Origin of the sequence: Pseudomonas segetis (assembly GCF_900188155.1) — a bacterium.
Taxonomy (GTDB): domain Bacteria; phylum Pseudomonadota; class Gammaproteobacteria; order Pseudomonadales; family Pseudomonadaceae; genus Aquipseudomonas; species Aquipseudomonas segetis.
Map to the genome: position 1 here is coordinate 268,618 of NZ_FZOG01000006.1, position 17,512 is coordinate 286,129.

General features: G+C 57.9%; 15 protein-coding genes. 2 read left to right on the forward strand and 13 right to left on the reverse strand.

Annotated elements, in window-relative coordinates; genetic code table 11:
* Window positions 1-15: 15 nt before the first annotated feature.
* The 5 genes from CHB79_RS18620 to CHB79_RS18640 form a co-directional block, all read right to left on the reverse strand.
* A complete protein-coding gene (locus tag CHB79_RS18620; protein ID WP_089360989.1) occupies window positions 16-540 on the reverse strand; it encodes an Mpo1 family 2-hydroxy fatty acid dioxygenase in 525 nt (174 codons plus the stop codon).
* A gap of 57 nt (window positions 541-597) precedes the next feature.
* Window positions 598-1,911 carry an NAD(P)/FAD-dependent oxidoreductase gene (locus CHB79_RS18625; protein ID WP_089361026.1) on the reverse strand — a complete coding sequence of 438 codons (1,314 nt, stop codon included), beginning with the start codon at window positions 1,909-1,911 and terminating at the stop codon, window positions 598-600.
* A gap of 101 nt (window positions 1,912-2,012) precedes the next feature.
* On the reverse strand, window positions 2,013-3,377 hold the full coding sequence (locus CHB79_RS18630) for a glutamine synthetase family protein (protein ID WP_089361027.1): 1,365 nt from the start codon (window positions 3,375-3,377) through the stop codon (window positions 2,013-2,015).
* A 389-nt stretch (window positions 3,378-3,766) separates the two neighbouring features.
* Window positions 3,767-4,843 carry an FAD-dependent oxidoreductase gene (locus tag CHB79_RS18635; protein WP_089360990.1) on the reverse strand — a complete coding sequence of 359 codons (1,077 nt, stop codon included), beginning with the start codon at window positions 4,841-4,843 and terminating at the stop codon, window positions 3,767-3,769.
* Window positions 4,844-4,851: 8 nt separating this feature from the next.
* Window positions 4,852-5,865 carry an AraC family transcriptional regulator gene (locus CHB79_RS18640; protein ID WP_089360991.1) on the reverse strand — a complete coding sequence of 338 codons (1,014 nt, stop codon included), beginning with the start codon at window positions 5,863-5,865 and terminating at the stop codon, window positions 4,852-4,854.
* 120 nt (window positions 5,866-5,985) lie between these two features.
* On the opposite strand from CHB79_RS18640, the gene CHB79_RS18645 reads away from it, so the two are divergent.
* Entirely contained in the window at window positions 5,986-7,056 is a 1,071-nt protein-coding gene (locus tag CHB79_RS18645; protein ID WP_089360992.1) for a fatty acid desaturase, read from the forward strand.
* Between the two features lie 40 nt (window positions 7,057-7,096).
* On the opposite strand, the gene CHB79_RS18650 is transcribed toward CHB79_RS18645, so the two are convergent.
* From CHB79_RS18650 to arsS, 6 genes are read right to left on the reverse strand one after another with little or no spacing between them, the layout of a single operon-like run.
* Window positions 7,097-7,825, reverse strand: a complete 729-nt coding sequence (locus CHB79_RS18650) for a DUF3047 domain-containing protein (protein ID WP_089360993.1) — start codon at window positions 7,823-7,825, stop codon at window positions 7,097-7,099.
* Window positions 7,822-9,963, reverse strand: a complete 2,142-nt coding sequence (locus CHB79_RS18655; protein WP_089360994.1) for an FAD-dependent oxidoreductase — start codon at window positions 9,961-9,963, stop codon at window positions 7,822-7,824. Before CHB79_RS18655 ends, CHB79_RS18650 begins: the two co-directional genes overlap by 4 nt.
* Window positions 9,963-10,931 carry a hypothetical protein gene (locus CHB79_RS18660; RefSeq protein WP_089360995.1) on the reverse strand — a complete coding sequence of 323 codons (969 nt, stop codon included), beginning with the start codon at window positions 10,929-10,931 and terminating at the stop codon, window positions 9,963-9,965. Before CHB79_RS18660 ends, CHB79_RS18655 begins: the two co-directional genes overlap by 1 nt.
* Window positions 10,931-11,449 (reverse strand): peroxiredoxin-like family protein, encoded by a 519-nt coding sequence (locus CHB79_RS18665; protein WP_089360996.1) that lies wholly within the window; start codon window positions 11,447-11,449, stop codon window positions 10,931-10,933. The genes CHB79_RS18660 and CHB79_RS18665 overlap by 1 nt, the downstream gene beginning before the upstream one ends.
* Before the next feature lie 9 nt (window positions 11,450-11,458).
* Window positions 11,459-12,859, reverse strand: coding sequence for an SLC5/6 family protein (locus CHB79_RS18670; protein WP_089360997.1), 1,401 nt, complete (start codon window positions 12,857-12,859; stop codon window positions 11,459-11,461).
* Window positions 12,860-12,870: 11 nt separating this feature from the next.
* Complete coding sequence (arsS, locus tag CHB79_RS18675) at window positions 12,871-13,839, reverse strand: arsenosugar biosynthesis radical SAM (seleno)protein ArsS (protein WP_217898873.1); 969 nt, start codon at window positions 13,837-13,839, stop codon at window positions 12,871-12,873.
* Between the two features lie 153 nt (window positions 13,840-13,992).
* On the opposite strand from arsS, the gene CHB79_RS18680 reads away from it, so the two are divergent.
* Entirely contained in the window at window positions 13,993-14,409 is a 417-nt protein-coding gene (locus CHB79_RS18680; RefSeq protein ID WP_089360999.1) for a hypothetical protein, read from the forward strand.
* Window positions 14,410-14,566: 157 nt separating this feature from the next.
* Here the strand turns inward: CHB79_RS18680 and gabT are convergent, their stop codons facing one another.
* Together gabT and gabD are read right to left on the reverse strand one after the other, a co-directional pair.
* The gene (gabT, locus tag CHB79_RS18685) at window positions 14,567-15,847 is read right to left on the reverse strand and encodes a 4-aminobutyrate--2-oxoglutarate transaminase (protein ID WP_089361000.1); all 1,281 of its coding nucleotides are present in this window, start codon (window positions 15,845-15,847) and stop codon (window positions 14,567-14,569) included.
* A 192-nt stretch (window positions 15,848-16,039) separates the two neighbouring features.
* A complete protein-coding gene (gabD, locus tag CHB79_RS18690) occupies window positions 16,040-17,488 on the reverse strand; it encodes an NADP-dependent succinate-semialdehyde dehydrogenase (protein ID WP_089361001.1) in 1,449 nt (482 codons plus the stop codon).
* Window positions 17,489-17,512: the final 24 nt, after the last annotated feature.

The following is a 17,512-nucleotide window of genomic DNA, read 5'->3' on the forward strand; positions in this document are numbered from 1 at the left end:
CCCGGCAACGCAGCGTTAAATCGATTGTTGGCCGCTCCTGTGCCTTACCGGCCCGGCGCGGTCGACCACCTGCTGCTCGACTTCAGCACGCATGCCCAGCAGGAACGCAGCTTCGGCCACCACAAACAGCGGCCCGATTGCCAACCCCATGACATCGTCAACAAATGCAGGTTTGCGGCCTTCAAAATAGTGGCCAACAAACTGGATCAGCCAGCCCACGACAAACAGGCCGAGCCCCGAGCCCAACCACAGCATCGTACCTTGCTGCGCCAGCAACGCTCCGGCCCAGACACACAGCAACAGCCCGATGCTCATGGCCAGGCCGAAGCGCAGGTCAAGGCGCAGGTAAAACACGGCAGCCACAAGACTCACAAGTGCCGCGCCTGACCACCAGAGTCCAAGCCACTCAACGCCAGGGCGAGACAACAAAACCGCCACGGCCAGTACAATCATCGGAATACCGACAAAGTGACTGATGATATTTCGCTGATCGCGGTGATACGCCGCGTACTGCGCCAGGTGATCGACCAGGGTTTTCATTATTATTCTCCGCTGTAGCTAGGGTCACTAGGTCGATCATAACCCGACAAGCCCGTATCAGCGCAGCTTCTCAAGCAGTTGGTAATACCACATTCCGACCGCCAGCATCGGGTTGCCAAGCACATCGCCAAACGGCACTTTAATGTGCGAACAACCGGCAAAGGTGTCGAACTTCTCCAAACTGCCAGTCAAGGCATTGGCCATAACTTCACCCATGATATGCGTCGTGGCGATACCGTGGCCGGAGTAACCCTGGCAATACCAGACGTTATCCGAAAGCTTGCCCAGCTGCGGAATACGGTTGATCACGATGCCCATGGCGCAGCTCCACTGGAAATCGATATCAACACCTTTGAGCTTGGGGAATGTCTGCTCGATACCCGGACGCAACTCTGCCGCAATGTCACGAGAGTCACGCCCGGAGTAGTTGGCACCCCCCCCAAAGAGCAAGCGCTTGTCAGCAGTCAGGCGGAAATAGTCGAGCACAAAGCGGCAGTCATACACGGCCAGGTCATGTGGGTTGATCTGGTCGGCCAGTTCGCCAAGGGGTTCAGTGGTGACAATCCCGCCCATGGCCGGGAAGATCATGCCCTTTAGTTTTTTCGGCTCAAGCTGGTGATATACATCACCGGCCAGCAGGACCTGCTTCGCATCGATCCGGCCTTCAGCGGTCACCACTGCCGGTTTATCGCCGTGAATGATCTCCAGCACTTCGGAGTGTTCGAAAATCAGCGCGCCCAGGCTTTCAGCTGCCTTGGCCTCGCCGATACACAGGTTCAGTGGATGCAGGTGCATATTGCGCATGTTCTTGATTGCGCCATGGTACAGGTCGCTGTCCAGGTGATTGCGCACGGCACTGCGGTCAAGCAGGGTCACTTCATCACCCATGCCACGGCGCACGGCTTCTTCGTAGTCCGCTTTCAAGTCATCCATGTGAGCCGGCTTGTAGGCCGCATGCAGGTGACCGTACTTGAGATCACAGGCGATCGAATACTTCTCGATACGCTTCTTGATGATCTCGTGGCCACGCCAGCGCAGGCCCCAGATGAAATCATCAACCTCACTGCCGAGCTTATTGCGCATCTGTTTGCGCATGGCACCATCGCCCGAGAGGCTGCCGGTGACCTGGCCACCATTGCGACCGGTTGCGCCCCAGCCAATTTTCTTGGCTTCGACAATCGCAACCTTCAGGCCGCGCTCAGCCAGTTCAACCGCACTTGCGACGCCGGTAAAGCCTCCGCCAATAATCACCACATCGACACTGACCTGGCCTTGTAGCCTTGGGTAATTGGTTTCCTGATTGAGGGTGGCCGTGTAGTAAGACTTGCAGCGCTGCGCGTCCGGGGTCACAACATCTACTTGAGCATTCATACAAAATCCTTGGTTAAACGGTTTGCTGGCAGGCTTGAGCCTGAACAGGGCCGGCAGGTCCAGCACAGCGCTGGCCAGCGGTCCTTGATGGCTCAGGCTAATCAAGCGTTAGTCAGGTACCAGCGCCAATCCTGTTCGCCCACTTCAGCCATGAACTGGCGATGTTCTTCGCGCTTGACCGCGAGATACACGTCAAGAAATTCGCCATCGAGGGCTTCACGCGCCCAGCTTGAGTTTTCCAGTGCATGCAGTGAGGTCAGCCAGTCGGTTGGCAGCAGTTCCGTAGCCTGTGCATAACCATTGCCCGTGACCGGAGCGCCCGGATCAAGCTCATGGCGAATCCCGTGATGAATCGCTGCAAGAATGGCCGCAGCCGCCAGATAGGGGTTGGCGTCGGCACCACAGATACGGTGTTCGACATGGCGTGTATTGGCTGGACCGCCCGGCACACGCATGCTGACGGTACGGTTGTCCACACCCCAGGTCGGTGCCAGGGGCGCATAGCTATTGGCCTGGAAACGGCGGTATGAGTTGGCGTTGGGGCAAAACAACAGCAGTGAGTCGAGCAGTGCGCTGAGCATGCCCGCCACCGACATCGCCAGCAGTGGCGTGCCCGCCGGATCTTCGCTGGCATAGAGGTTATTGCCCTGTGCGTCCGCCAGGCTGACATGCATATGCATGCCAGTGCCGGCCAGGTGATCGTAGGGCTTGGCCATAAAGCAGGCCTGCATGCCGTGCTTGTGGGCGACTCCTTTGACGATGCGCTTATAGCGAACCGCTTGATCCATGGCCGCCAGTGCATCGCCATGCTCCAGGGTGATTTCAACCTGGCCCGGTGCATATTCGGAGATGGCCGTGCGCGCCGGAATTCCCTGGGTTTTACAGGCACTGTAGAGGTCAGCGAGAAAGGGCTCTATCTGCTCCAGTTCACGCAAACCGTAGACCTGGGTGCTGCGTGGGCGACCTCCATCGGCATCCAGCGCCGGTTGTGGACGCCCCCGCGCATCAGGCTTCTGATCGAGCAGATAAAACTCCAGTTCACAGGCCATGACCGGGTGATAACCATCCGCCTTCAGCCGTTCGATCACCTGAACCAGCAGGTGCCTTGGATCGGCAACAGTAGCGGGCAAGCCTTCAGTCGGGTGCATGCTGACCTGTACCGCAGCAGTCGGAATCTGCCGCCAAGGCATCCGGGTCAGGCTGCCGGGCAATGGATAAGCACGGCAATCTATATCGCCCACTTCCCAGACCAGGCCCGAATCCTCGACGTCGTCTCCGTTCATGGTCAAGCCGAGGATAGTGCTCGGCAATGGCCGACCGGTCTTGTACACCGCGAGCAACTCGTCGCGGTGTAACAGCTTGCCACGTGGCACACCGTTGGCGTCGAGAATGAACAGCTCGAACATCTCGATATCAGGATTGTCGGCTAGAAATTTTTCAGCTTCTTGCACTGGAGCAAATTGCATGGGATCTCGATAGCGCAGTCGCGCGAATAAGTCAGTTGCCATGTGGCAAGCGGGTAAGCAATAGCGCGGCAGTGTCAGGGGACTGCCAAGGGTCGATAACCGTCGTATGCGCTATTGCATAACGATTAACAAGTCGCGAGGAAGGCTGTATCCGGAGGGCGCGCATGTCGGCAGTGCCAAAGCGCCCAGAAGGCTAGTATTTTCGGGAAGAGAGGGTTCACCCGGTTTGCAGCAAAGCAGAGCCGTTCCCGTATAGACGGGACAAAGACAGTCTGCTTGGAAAGAAGCGCTGGCGAACTCATAGAACCAAAGACTCGCACAGCGCACAATGTTTGTTAAAGCAGATTTTTTACATGTTTAGATTATTCATGACTAAACAATCTGGCGAGCTATCCTGAAAACCGATGTCGACGAATAAAGCTCTGGTCCAGGTAGTCCTTCCAGTATCCATAGACTTGCCCACCAGCACTGATGCCGCGCCACGCCAACAGCGCGCCACCGTCCCCCGTGGCCAACAAGGCCAGGCTCTGCTTTTGCGGGCGATAGTTTTTCAAGGGTTGCTGGTGCAATGCGGCCATCAAATTGCTCGCCAATACCGGCCCCTGACGCACTGAATAAACACCGCTCTTGGCGGCACCGGGCAAACTGGCGCAATCACCCACGGCGAAGATCTGCCGATGGGAACAACTCTGCAGCGTGGGCAAGACCTGCACAAACCCACGCGCATCACAGGCCAGGCCACTTTGCTCGAGCCAGGGCAAAGCCTGCGCGCCCGTTGCCAGCAACGCCCGCTCGCCTCGCCAGACCAATTCGTCCTGGCTGAATAACTGGTCATCTTCAATACGGCTTATCGGGCTGTATTCGCGCAGGCGCACGCGGCGCTGACGCAATGCGCCTATCGCTCGCAGATGCAGCCCCGGGTTATGACCTGCAAGCAGTTTGCCCGCACAGAACAATGACAAGCGCGGCACTTTATCGGCAAGCGCCAGCGCCAGCTCAACACCCGCTGCGCCACCGCCAATAATGGCGATGGGTTTTGGTGACTGCTGCCAAGTCTGCCAACTCGCCAGGAACGATGCGAAGGGTTTGATCGCCAGGCATTGCATGGCATCACCTTGTTGCGCCAAAGGTGCAACCTGGCCACCGACATTGAGCGACAACCAATTGGCACTCAACTGGCGACCATCACTGAGTTGCACCTGGCGCTGCTCCGCCGAAAGGGATTCGACCTGCGCGGTAATTAACTCGACCTTGGCGGCGCGGCAGATCGGTTGTAGCTCGACACTGCAATCGGCTGCCGAATAACGACCCGCCAACAACCCGGGAAGCATGCCCGAATACCAGGCATGGGTGTCAGCGCTGACCAAGGCGATGCGCCCGGACGGACGCTCAAGCATGGCCCAGCGACGCAACACGCCAAGATGTGCATGGCCTGCACCGACCAAGATCAGATCGTAATCACTCATAACGCTTTCTAGTCATCCTTGAGAGTCTCGCGGTATTGGCTCGGCGTCTGTCCGGCCCAGCGCTTGAATGCGCGACTGAAGCTGCTGACATCCGAAAAACCAAGCAAGTAGGCTATCTCACTAATTGAACAATTGCCCTCGCGCATATACTGCAGGGCCAATGCCTGGCGTGTTTGCGCCAGTACAGCTTCATAGCTTGTTCCTTCTTCGGCCAAATGCCGCTGCAGGCTGCGCAAGCTCAGGTGCAAGGCTTGGGCAATGCGTTCCGCCGAGGGTTCACCCTCTGGCAACTGCGCCTCCAAACGAGCGCGCACCTTGCGTATCCAGCTGGGTGCCTGCAGCTGCTCCAGATTACGCTTGAGCGCCTCTTCGTTGTGTTCGGCCAATTCAGGATTGCCATCATCAAGCTGCTGCTCGAATGCCGGCTTGGCAAAGCGCAGTAGATTTTCTGCTGCCGCAAACACCAGGGGTGCACGAAACACCGCATGCCAGGGTTGGCTATCCTCGGGTTCGGGTCGCTGCAGATACACCGCCAAGGGCGCAAAATCGCGGCCCAGTCGATTACGGCAACTACGCACATAGATGGCCGCAAAGGCATCGAGTGCTTCAGGTGCGGGAGGCTGGCTGCCGGGCGCGGTGCGAAAGCAAAACTCATAGCAATCGGCGCATTCGCGCAGCTCGAGTTCCATCACATCACTAATGACCTGGTAATACCTGACCGTGCGCTCGAACATTTCACGCATGCTGCAGCTGGCTATCAATGCATAACCCAGCGCATGAAAGGTGGTGGGGCTGACAAACTGCGAGGTCTTGAGGCCCAGCGCCGGGTCCCCGCTGGCCTCGACAGCCAACTGCCAAAGCCGCGTGGTCAGCGACAGCGGACAACGTCCATTGGGGTCGTCCAGTGCACCGGGCTCGAAGCCTGCCTGCCGGCACAGCTGCTCACTATCAAGGCCCAGCGCATCCAGTTGCTTACGCAGGGCACGGGTCCAGCTGGCCAGGGTGGTTGCTTCATTGGTCATGCAAGTTGGCGCATCCAGTCAACAGGTTGGCGTACTCGGTCGGGCACATAAATACCAAATGACGCATGGTTATGGCACTCACCATAAGGTTTTGCAGCCGATAATTAAGAGGATGGGGTTATGTCCAACGATTCTGCAAGCGTTGACGCCATGAATGACCAGCAACGATCAGCGCATATTCGCCAAGCAGTACTGGCCCACGGCGTGGAACTGCGCCAGCGCTTCCCAATTTTATTGCACCAAGACGCATTGGGCGCTGGCATCCTCGCTTTTGCCCTGCTGGGCATGATCGGCTCTGCAGCACTGTACATGGGCGGCTATATGCCGTGGTGGGCATGCCTGTTACTGAATGCTTTCTTTGCATCCTTGACCCATGAACTTGAACACGACCTGATTCACTCAATGTACTTTCGCAAGCAGCGCATCCCCCACAACCTGATGATGGCGCTGGTGTGGCTGGCACGGCCAAGCACGATCAACCCCTGGGTCAGACGCCACCTGCACCTTAATCATCATAAGGTGTCCGGTACCGAGCAGGACATCGAGGAACGCGCCATCACCAATGGCGAACCCTGGGGCATCGCACGCTTGTTGATGGTGGGTGATAACGTCATGTCCACCGTAATTCGCGCGGCTCGCGCACCTAGCGCCGAAATCCGCAGGAAAATACTCAAACGTTCTCTGCTGGTTTATGCGCCTCTGGCACTGCTGAACTGGGGTACCTGGTACCTGTTTCTAGGCTTCCACGCCATTGACCTGCTCAGCAGTAGCCTGGGTATGCCGATCGACTGGTCCGCCAGCACCCTGCAGTTCATCAACGGCGTCAATATCGCAGTAGTGGTATTGGTCGGCCCGAACGTACTGCGCACCTTCTGCCTGCATTTCGTCAGCTCCAACATGCATTATTACGGCGATGTCGAACCGGGCAATGTGATCCAGCAAACCCAGGTGCTCAACCCATGGTGGATGTGGCCGCTGCAAGCCTTCTGCTTCAACTTTGGCAGCAGCCACGCCATCCATCATTTCGCGGTCAAGGAACCCTTCTATATTCGCCAACTGAGCGTCCCTTTCGCCCATAAGGTGATGCGTGAAGCAGGTGTACGTTTTAACGACTTTGGTACCTTCAGCCGTGCCAACCGCTGGCAACGCAAGGACCAAGCCCAGGAAGATCCAAACGCACAAACGGCCTAGGTTGCCCAACCAAGACACAGCGGCTGATGCCGCTGTGTTGTTATTGCGCCTGTAACTCCAAGCTCGGCTCGGCAAAATAGCTTTCGGCCGACTCCCCGGTATTGTCGCTATCGACGGCAAAGACCACCCCGATGATCCGTTGCGGCGCAGCGCCAAAAGCGGCAATCGCATCCGCACGCAGGTTGCGTTTCTCGCTCAGCCAGGTCGCCAAGGGTGCTTGGGGGCCGCGCAGTACGCTCATCTCGACTTGATCGGTATAGGCGCTACGCCCATGCGTGCCGGGAGCCGCCTTGTTATCCCATACATAAGCCAGTGTCGCGGCGGGCAGGTTCGGATCATAAAAAGTTCGCGCCAAACGGATCTTTTGCCGGGTCAGGAAAGGTAGGTCATCCAGCGGATAATCCAGCAGCACATACACCCGCGCAGCATAATCATCACCCTCACGGGTGGCGAATTGCGCCTTGCGCAAAGGCTTTTCCGTGCGCCACTGCCAGCTCAATATCCAGGGTTTATCACCGGCAAGGTCCAGTGGATGCAGCAAACCTCCCGCGGCGGCATCGGCCTTTATATGCAGGACCTTGCGACCCGCCTGAGTCTCCAGGGTGCGGATCGAGGGCTTGAGCTTGGGTATATCGGCCAAGCGCCAAGGTGCTGACCACTCACCCGCTGGCGGGCCGGATGTCCATGCCTGCAGCTGATTTCCGGCCTGTGCCACGGCGGCCTGCACCAAGGCACAGACCAGCACCAGCATGCCTGGCAGGCGTTTCAACCGCGCCTCCAGCCATGAAACTTCTCGACCCAGCGCAACAGGCCTTGCGGCGCATGGGCACGCTTCCACTCACCTGCCGCATACTTGTTGGCTTCAGCCATGGTTGGGTAACTGTGCGTGGTGCCCAGGATCTTGTTCAGCCCCAGGTTGTGCTTCATCGCCAACACATATTCAGCCAGCAACTCACCGGCATGCTCACCCACGATACTCACCCCGAGGATTCGGTCCTTGCCGGGCTCGGTAAGCACTTTGACAAAACCCAGGGCGGCTTCATCGGCAATCGCCCGGTCGAGATCATCAATCTCGTAGCGGGTGACTTCATAGGCAATATCCTGCGCCTGTGCTTCAGTCTCGGATAAACCCACCCGCGCGATTTCAGGAGACGTGAAGGTGCAATACGGAATCACCCGGTAATCCACCTTGAACCGCTTGAAGCCGCTAAACAGCGAGTTTACAGCCGCGTACCAAGCCTGATGCGCCGCAACGTGGGTGAACTGGTATGGCCCGGTTACATCACCCACCGCATAGATATTGGGGAAACGCGTCGCCAGGTATTCGTCGGTTTCCAGCGTACCGTTCGGGCGTACCGCCAGGTCGAGGTCTTCTGCACCGTAGCCGCTGACATTCGCCACGCGCCCCAGCGCCATCAACAGGCAATCAAAGGCGATGGTCACTTCCTCGCCGGTGTCCATACGGCGCGCAACCATACGCTGCTCACCATCGACCAATTCGAAACGTTCGGCCTTATGCAGCAAGCGCACATCGACACCATCGTTAAGCAGGCTATTGAGTACCTGCTCGCTGGCATCAGCATCTTCACGGGGCAACAAGCGATCTGCCAGCTCGACCTGAATAACCTGGCTGCCCAGGCGCTGGAAGGCTTGGGCCAGCTCACAACCAATGGGCCCGCCGCCCAGCACCAGCATCCAGCGCGGTTGTTGGCGTAGATCCCAGATGCTATCGGAGGTGTACACCTGAACCTGGTCAAGGCCCGGAATATTGGGCACCAAGGGCCGGGCACCGGCGGCGATAATCATGCTCCGTGCGCTTAACGCCTGGCCGTTGACCTCAACCGTCCAGGGCGAGGTGATTTTCGCCTCGCCGGTAATCACCTCGACGCCCAGGCCGGTGTAGCGTTCAACCGAGTCATGGGGCTCGATGTCACTGATAACCCGCTGTACACGCTCCATCACCGCAGGGAAATCAATCTCGGCACGTGCCGCGCGAAAGCCCAGGGCATCGGCTTTTTTCAGCTCGCCGGCAAACTTTGCCGAGCGCAGTAAGGCCTTGGAGGGTACGCAACCTGTGTTGAGACAATCGCCGCCCATTTTGTGCTTTTCAATCAAGCTGACCTTGGCTTTGACCGCCGCCGCAATATATGCGCTGACCAAGCCACCGGAACCCGCTCCGATGACAATCAGGTTGCGGTCAAAATTGTCCGGGCGAATCCAGTTCTTGTAGATGCGTCGTGCCTGGATCAGGCCGAGCAGCTTGCGCGCGATAATCGGGAATATGCCCAGCAGTACAAATGCACCAATCAAGCCCGGCGACAGAATGCCACTGAGTGATTCCAGCTGGCCCAGCTCGCGACCAGCATTCACGTACACCAGGGTGCCCGGCAACATGCCCAGTTGGCTGACCCACCAGAAGGTACGCACCGGCAAGCGGGTAAGCCCCATCGCCAGGTTGATCAGGAAGAACGGAAACAAAGGCACCAGGCGCAATGCGAACAGGTAGAACGCGCCTTCGCGCTCAACGCCCTGGTCAATGCTGGCCAAGCGCTTGCCGAAGCGCTCCTGTACCCAGTCACGCAACAAAAAGCGGCTGCTGAGCATGGCCAGGGTGGCGCCCATGGTCGAGGCAAATGAAACCAGCAGGAAACCTTCGCCAAGACCAAACAGCGCTCCGCCGAGCAAGGTCATCAGCGCGGCGCCAGGCAGCGACAACGCGGTCACGGCCACGTAGATGACAAAGAATATCCCGGCGGCCAGCAAGGGTTGCGCCGAGACCTGTGCATTCAAGGAGGCTTGCTGGGCCTTGAGCGCCTCAAGGTTGAGGTATTGGCCCAGGTCAAAAACAAAGAAACTGGCAATTAGCGCCAGAATCACACCCATCAACAATATTTTACGGCTGTTCATTAAGTAAGCGCCTCCATGGCGCATAGGCTCTGGCACAAGCTGAAGCCTTTCAGCAGAGCGCTGGACACCGCTGGCAGTGCCTGCCCCTGGATACGTGGACGATAGGACAGCGCAGCCGGACTGGAAGACGGCCACTGGCGGTCGAAGTCATTGAGAAATTGCGGGTGATCGTAGTTCAAGGCCAAGGCCTCGATAAACAAACCGTTGCGCTCGGCGCGATACAGCGCTGCCGCATGTGGCGTGGTCGCAATCCGCGTGATGACGCCATAGCGCCCGCCACTGAAGTTAGGCATGCCAGCGGCGCCGTTGTTGATCAGGGTGCCATGCTCCAGGTTCAACGCAACCGCCGCGCAACTGTGGCTGGTGGCCAATACTTCGCACTGATGATGCTCAAGCCATTGGTCAAGCTCCAGCTGCCGCGCCGGCTCATCCAGCGCCTCACGCGAGCACTGCCAACCCGCCAGCGATTGCTCGTCGCCATGGCTGATTGCTATGCGCCGTCCGCCAACCGCTACCACAGCCGTTGCGGGCCGCGCGGCCAATTGTTCAGCCACGCCAGGCAGGCCTTGAACGGTTTGCTTGAGTCGTTGCTGCATGGCGTTCGAACGTTCGACCACCTGCTCATCAACCGTCATCGGGTAGGCGCAACCACAACCTGCACCGCTATCACTGGCGCGCCCAAGTTCGGTCTCCACATTGCCGCGCAGCAAGGTGTAGGCACTCAGGCCTTGCTCGACCTGCAAGAATACCTGCGGATCGCAATCGAACCAGTGCACATCGCCATTGAGCACGACACGAGCACCTGGCTCGGACTGGACCCTGCGCTGCAGCGCCGCCATGGCCTGACGATTACCGTACAAGCCACCGACCACATAAAGCGTGTCGCAGCCAAACAGTGGCTGCGCAGCGAACGCCTGCGCGGGCAAGCGGTAATCCAGGGGACAGTCACGGCCCGCGCGCAGTGGCATCAGGCTTCGCCGCGCGCTGGGTAGTTGTTGTTGATCACGTACTCGACCGCACCGAGCAACTCGTCGAAGTGCGGACGGGCAAACGGCATGCTGTTGACCGAAGACATATACAAGGTACCGTCCGGGCGAACCAGGAACACGCCCGGCTCGGCGAAAATCTCCGGCTCCGGCGAACCAGGCTTGCCTTCGGAAACGAACAACCCCCAGCTACGCGCTGCCTCGATGCTCAGGTCGTAACCCAAGGGCACATTGGCGATGGTCCAGGTGGCCTGGGTCTTCTGCGCGCGTTCATGGTTGTCGGTCGACAATGCAATCACCTCGACACCCAACGCTGCAAAGCGCTCAACCAAGCCGTTGAGTTCTTGCAGTGACTTGCGGCACAGCGGGCAATGCATGCCGCGATAGAACACCAGCATGGTGAAGTTCTTCGGCGTATTGGCATTCAAGGTCCATTGGCCTTCCGGCATCAGCTTGACGCTCAGTTCGGGCACAGCCTGGCGCGGGATCAATTGGCTCATGTTCAGCTCCTAGGTTGAGGCGGATGATGCGTTGGGCGCCGAGCACAGAAGCCCCGGCAATGCATAGCCCAGTGTGCAAAGAATAAGGCCATAGAGGTTGGTGCCCAGCAACAATGCGTAGTTACCGTCGCCGATTGCCCAGCTTTGCGGTATCCAGCCGATGCTCAATGCAAGGCCCAACAGCAAGCCGCACCAAAAGCTCAGATGAAACCCAAGGCGAGTTGGCCTGACGATGCCGTGGAGGACAAATACCGGTGCCAGGCCAATCACCATGGTGCCGCTGATAGTCGTGGCTTTGAGAATGTCAGTGCCCGCCAGCATTGGCAGGTTGCCGAGCAGGGCAAACACCACCATCACCGCCATGCCCACGCCAATTGCCTTCTGACCCAGGTCGCGCCCGGCCAGATTGGGCAGTTCACGACCCGCCAACTTGGCCAGACTGGAAAAGGTTGAATCCAAAGTGGAACCGGCAGCCGAGACCATGACCACCGTCATGACCATCAAGGCTGCGACGCCCATGGATTTGGCAAGGTCAGCCGGCACGTTACCTGATGCGGCCAACCCCGTGAGCTGCGCATGGACCCCAATCAGGCTGAAGGCGAGAATCGCGAAAAACCCCAGTACGCCCGCAATCACAAAGGCACGACGCATGGTTTTCTCTTCGCTGATAAAGCCACGATCGGTCAACACCGGATCATGAAAGCCATAGCTGAACACCTGCAAGCCCGCGACCAATAGTAAATCCACGCCACCACTGAAAGCCCAATGGCTGGTGCTGGTCAATTCGGCGGCTGAGTGCCGTGGCAATACCAGCCCGAGCACCCACACCAGGGCCACGACAAAGATTGCCGCTTGCGCCGCGTCGGTCAGGATCGAACTGCGCAAGCCACCGCGCAGGCTGTAGGCCAGAGTCACCGCAGTAAACAGCAAGGCGGCCGTGATAAACCCGGTGCTGCCCGAGTCACCGTAATAACCGCCGACCACTGCGGTATTACTCCAGACCTCGTTAAACAGGCGAATCAGGATCGCCGCGGTAAAGGCCAATGCCGCGCCGCGCCCGTAATTTGAACTCAGAAAGCTGACCAGCCCGGTTGCCGCAAACTTGCGCCGCAACCGGTAGATCACAAAGCCGGTCAATGGGATCGCCAGCCAATAGGTGGCGTAGGCCAAGCCACCAATCAAGCCGTAGCTAGCGCCAAGGTTGGCCGCATTGGTTACCGACTTGGCGAAGATCCAGCTAATGAAAATACTGGAGGTCAGCAGCCATGGCGCAGCGCTACGCCCCTGGTTGTCTTCACCATGGAAAAACCCACCGATGGTGACGGCGCGTGGCGACAACATCACCATCAACACCCCATAGAGCACCAGAAATCCCCAAAAAAACAGGCCAAGAGCACTGTTGGGTTGCATAGGCTACTTCCTCAGGAATTAAGCGCACCGCCGCAACTGGAACCTTGTCCAGCCGTGCAAGCGAAGCAATGGTCACGGGTAACTATGGGATTGCCAGCCAGTGTCGCATTGAGCAGATCACTCAAGTGCGGACGCTGGCGGCTGATTACCTGGCTTTGCAGCTCCAGGGGCAAATCGAGCATCTGGTTGAAGTCGCAGTCGTACAGATAGCCTTGCCAGTCGACACTGATCAACGAACGGCACATCAAGCCCGCCACGTTCTCGGCACGGTAACTGTCACGCAGTAGCTGCATATAGCTATTGAACTGGCCCTTGCTCACCAGCGTGCTGCCAAAGCGCGCAATCGGCTGGTTGGTGATGGTCAGCAAGTGATTGAAGACGATGCCAAAGTCTTCCAGCAAGTGGCGCTTATAGTCAGTTTCCAGGGCTTGCTGGGGCGGTGGCAGACTGGCGCCCTGCGGGTTGTACACCAGGTTCAGGACCAGGCCGCTGCCCTCTTTACCGTAGCCCAGCGCATTGAGTTTTTGCAGGCCGATGATGCTGGCATCGAAAACACCATCACCGCGCTGCTTGTCCACGTTGTCACGGGAATAACAGGGCAGTGATGCGCTGATTTCAACCTGGTGCTCGGCAAGAAACTGGGCCAGATCCTCATAACCGGGCTCGCTCAGGATAGTCAGGTTGCAGCGGTCAATGACCCGCAAGCCTTCGCGCCGTGCATGCATGACGATTTCACGGAAACGCGGGTGCATTTCAGGTGCACCACCGGTCAAATCAAGCGTATGCACGGGATGAGCATCAATCACCTGATGCAGCAGCGCAAGGCTTTCATCGGTCATTGATTCTTTACGCGTAGGCCCCGCGTTGACATGGCAATGCAGGCAACGTTGATTGCACACATAGGTTAGATTGACCTGCAAAGCCTCAAGCTCGCCGCGATTCAGCGCGGGAAATGCCAAGCGATCGAGCAGCGGTAACATCGCGTGCACAGTGGGCTCCTATGAAAAGTATGATTTATAGAGCTATTTGCCCAACCTTTGTTACAGCCAGCGCCCAGCAAAAACTTGCGGTATTGTTATACAAAGTTTGTACAAAGTCCGCGCTGGTTAATAAAGCTATCCTGGGAGCTTCGCATGACGCGTATTGCCTTGTTCTTTCTCGCCGGTTTTCTTGCAGTACCTTTCTTCCATCAACCCGTTCTGGGCATATTACACGGCATTGGCATCGTACCCTTTGCACCTTTCAATATGAGCGCCACACTGCCGCTTGGGGTGCCGGCGTTGATCTCAGCCTCATTCTGGGGCGGGGTTTGGGCGATAGTGATGCTGAGTGTATTGCGTTGGGATGCACAAAAACCGCAGCCCTGGATTAAAGGCTTGCTGTTTGGCGGCATCGCTTTAACTCTAGTCGCCCTGCTGGTGGTTTTCCCGCTAAAGGGCATGGGCTTCGATATGGCCCAGTTGCCAGGCCGTTTCCTGATCGGTTTCCTGGTCAACGCGGCATGGGGTGTGGGTACGCTGGTGTTTGCGAAAACCTTTATCAGCCGTTGAACGGCAGGGTGTGACAAGGCGAAGCTTGCCCACCCGTTCGACCCGCAAGCGGAGCTTGAACCAATACAACTACAGACGGATAAAGCGTTGCCCTTCCTCCAGATGCAAAAAAGCCCGCTTCGGCATTTCGCCAAAGCGGGCTTTTTTGCACTATGGCTTACGCCAGCTCGTCAAAGCACTCAGCGATAATCGCCAGGCCCTTGTCCAGCAATGCATCTTCCGCAGTCAGCGGCACCAGCACGCGCAACACGTTACCGTAAGTACCGCACGACAGCAGGATCAGACCCTTGTCGCGAGCCTTTGCCACCACTTGGCCAACCAGCGCTGCTGCTGGCTTGTGGTGATCGCCGCCTTCGAACAACTCAACGGCAATCATCGAGCCCAGCGCACGCACATCGCCGATGGAGTTGTGCTTGGCCTGGATGGCCTTGAGACCAGTCACCAGACGCTCGCCAACAGCCTTGCTGCGATCAAGCAGGTTTTCTTCTTCAAACACGTCCATGACAGCAAGAGCCGCCGCGCAAGCAATCGGGCTACCGGCATAAGTGCCGCCCAAACCGCCAGGAGCAATAGCGTCCATGTATTCAGCCTTGCCGCACACACCCGCCAACGGGAAACCGCCGGCGATCGACTTGGCGAACGTGGTCAGGTCAGGCACAACGCCCATCTGCTCCATGGCGAAGAAAGTACCGGTACGGCCAGCGCCAGTCTGGACTTCGTCGGCGATCAACAGAATGCCGTGCTGGTCGCACAGGGCGCGCAGACGCTTCATGAAATCCTTCGGCGCAACGTAGAAACCACCTTCACCCTGGACAGGTTCGATGATGATTGCCGCGATGTCTTTCGGCTCGGCGTCGTTCTTGAAGATGCGCTCGATACTGGCGATTGCATCATCGGTGCTAACACCGTGGAGCTCGCAAGGATACTGCGCACGGAATACACCACCCGGCATCAGGCCCATGCCTGCCGAATAAGGTACGACCTTGCCGGTCAGGCCCAGGGTCATCATTGTGCGACCGTGGTAACCGCCAGTGAAAGCAATAACGCCCGCACGACCGGTTGCGGCGCGCGCAATCTTCACCGCGTTCTCAACGGCTTCGGAACCGGTGGTAACCAGCAGGGTTTTCTTGTCGAAATCACCTGGCACCTTGGCATTGATCTTCTCGCACACCTCAACGTATGGCTCGTAAGCCAATACCTGGAAGCAAGTGTGGGAAAGCTTGGTCAGTTGCTCTTGAACAGCCGCAACGATTTTGGGATGCAGATGGCCAGTGTTAAGCACCGCAATACCGCCCGCGAAGTCGATAAACTCGCGGCCTTCAACATCGGTTACCGTCGCATTTTCCGCTTTTGCAGCGAAAATCGGATGGATCTGGCCAACGCCACGTGGAACAGCGGCGGTGCGGCGTTGCATCAATGATTCGTTAGTCTTGCTCATGTCTTCCTCATTCACCGCTCATCGTGCGGCGTGGTTCAAGGACTGCGCGACCGGTGACAAACGCAGCAGCATACGATGATCGACTGCCGCGTCCTCCCCAGTCACAGGGTTACTTAAAACTAAGGGCAATGGCCAAAAAACCGGGCTGGCTCTTGCCAGTTGGTTCCTCAGCCATCACCAGGCATTAAGGATTTATACGCTCAGGCACAGGTACTTGATTTCCAGATAGTCCTCAATACCGTACTTGGAGCCTTCACGGCCCAGGCCAGAGGCCTTGATGCCACCAAACGGCGCAACTTCGTTCGAGATCAAGCCAGTGTTGACGCCGACCATGCCGTACTCCAGGGCCTCGGCCACACGGAACACACGGCTCATATCACGGGCATAGAAGTACGAAGCCAGGCCGAACTCGGTGTCATTGGACATGGCAATCACTTCAGCTTCATCTTTAAAGCGGAACAGTGGCGCCAACGGGCCAAATGTTTCCTCTTTGGCGACGGCAGCGTTAAGTGGTACGTCAACCAGAATGGTTGGCTCAAAGAAAGTACCGCCCTTGCTGTGGGGCTTGCCGCCAGTCAACACCTTGGCGCCTTTGCCGACGGCATCTTCGATGTGCTCTTGCACCTTGGCCACGGCTTTATCGTCAATCAACGGGCCAGTTGTGGTGCCTTCGCTCAAACCATCACCAATATTGAGCTTGGCAACGGCAGCCTTGAGCTTGTCGGCGAAGGCATCGTAGACGCTGTCCTGAACATACAAACGGTTGGCGCAGACACAGGTCTGGCCGTTGTTGCGGTACTTGGAAACAATCGCACCTTCGACTGCAGCGTCGAGATCAGCGTCATCAAATACGATAAACGGCGCGTTACCGCCCAGCTCCAGCGACACCTTCTTGATGTCCTTGGCGCACTCAGCCATCAGTTGACGACCAATTTCGGTCGAACCGGTGAACGACAACTTGCGCACGATTGGGTTGCTGGTCAGCTCGCCACCGATATCGCCAGCACTGCCGGTGACCACGCTCAGCACCCCTTTAGGGATACCCGCGCGCTCGGCCAACTCCACCAAGGCCAGGGCCGAGAATGGAGTCTGCGACGCAGGCTTGATCACCATGGTGCAGCCTGCCGCCAATGCTGGACCGGCTTTACGGGTGATCATCGCAGCAGGGAAGTTCCACGGGGTAATTGCCGCAGTCACGCCAATTGGCTGCTTGATCACAATCAGGCGCTTGTCAGGCTGATGGCCAGGAATCACATCGCCATATACACGCTTGGCTTCTTCTGCGAACCACTCGATAAACGAAGCTGCATAAGCAATCTCACCCTTGGCTTCCGCCAGCGGCTTGCCCTGCTCCAGCGTCATCAGGCGACCCAGGTCGTCCTGGTTTTCGATCAGCAGCTCAAACCAGCGGCGCAGCTTGTTTGCGCGTTCCTTGGCAGTCAGTGCACGCCAGGCCGGCAGCGCACGGTCAGCCGCTTCGATCGCACGACGCGTTTCTACTGCGCCCATCTTTGGCACAGTACCCAAGGTCTCGCCGGTCGCGGGGTTGGTCACCTTGATAGTCTGGCCGCTGTCGGCGTCCAACCAGGCACCATCGATATAAGCCTGCTGACGAAATAGCTGAGTGTCTTGCAATTGCATGGCAGTCTCCTGAATACCGGCGCT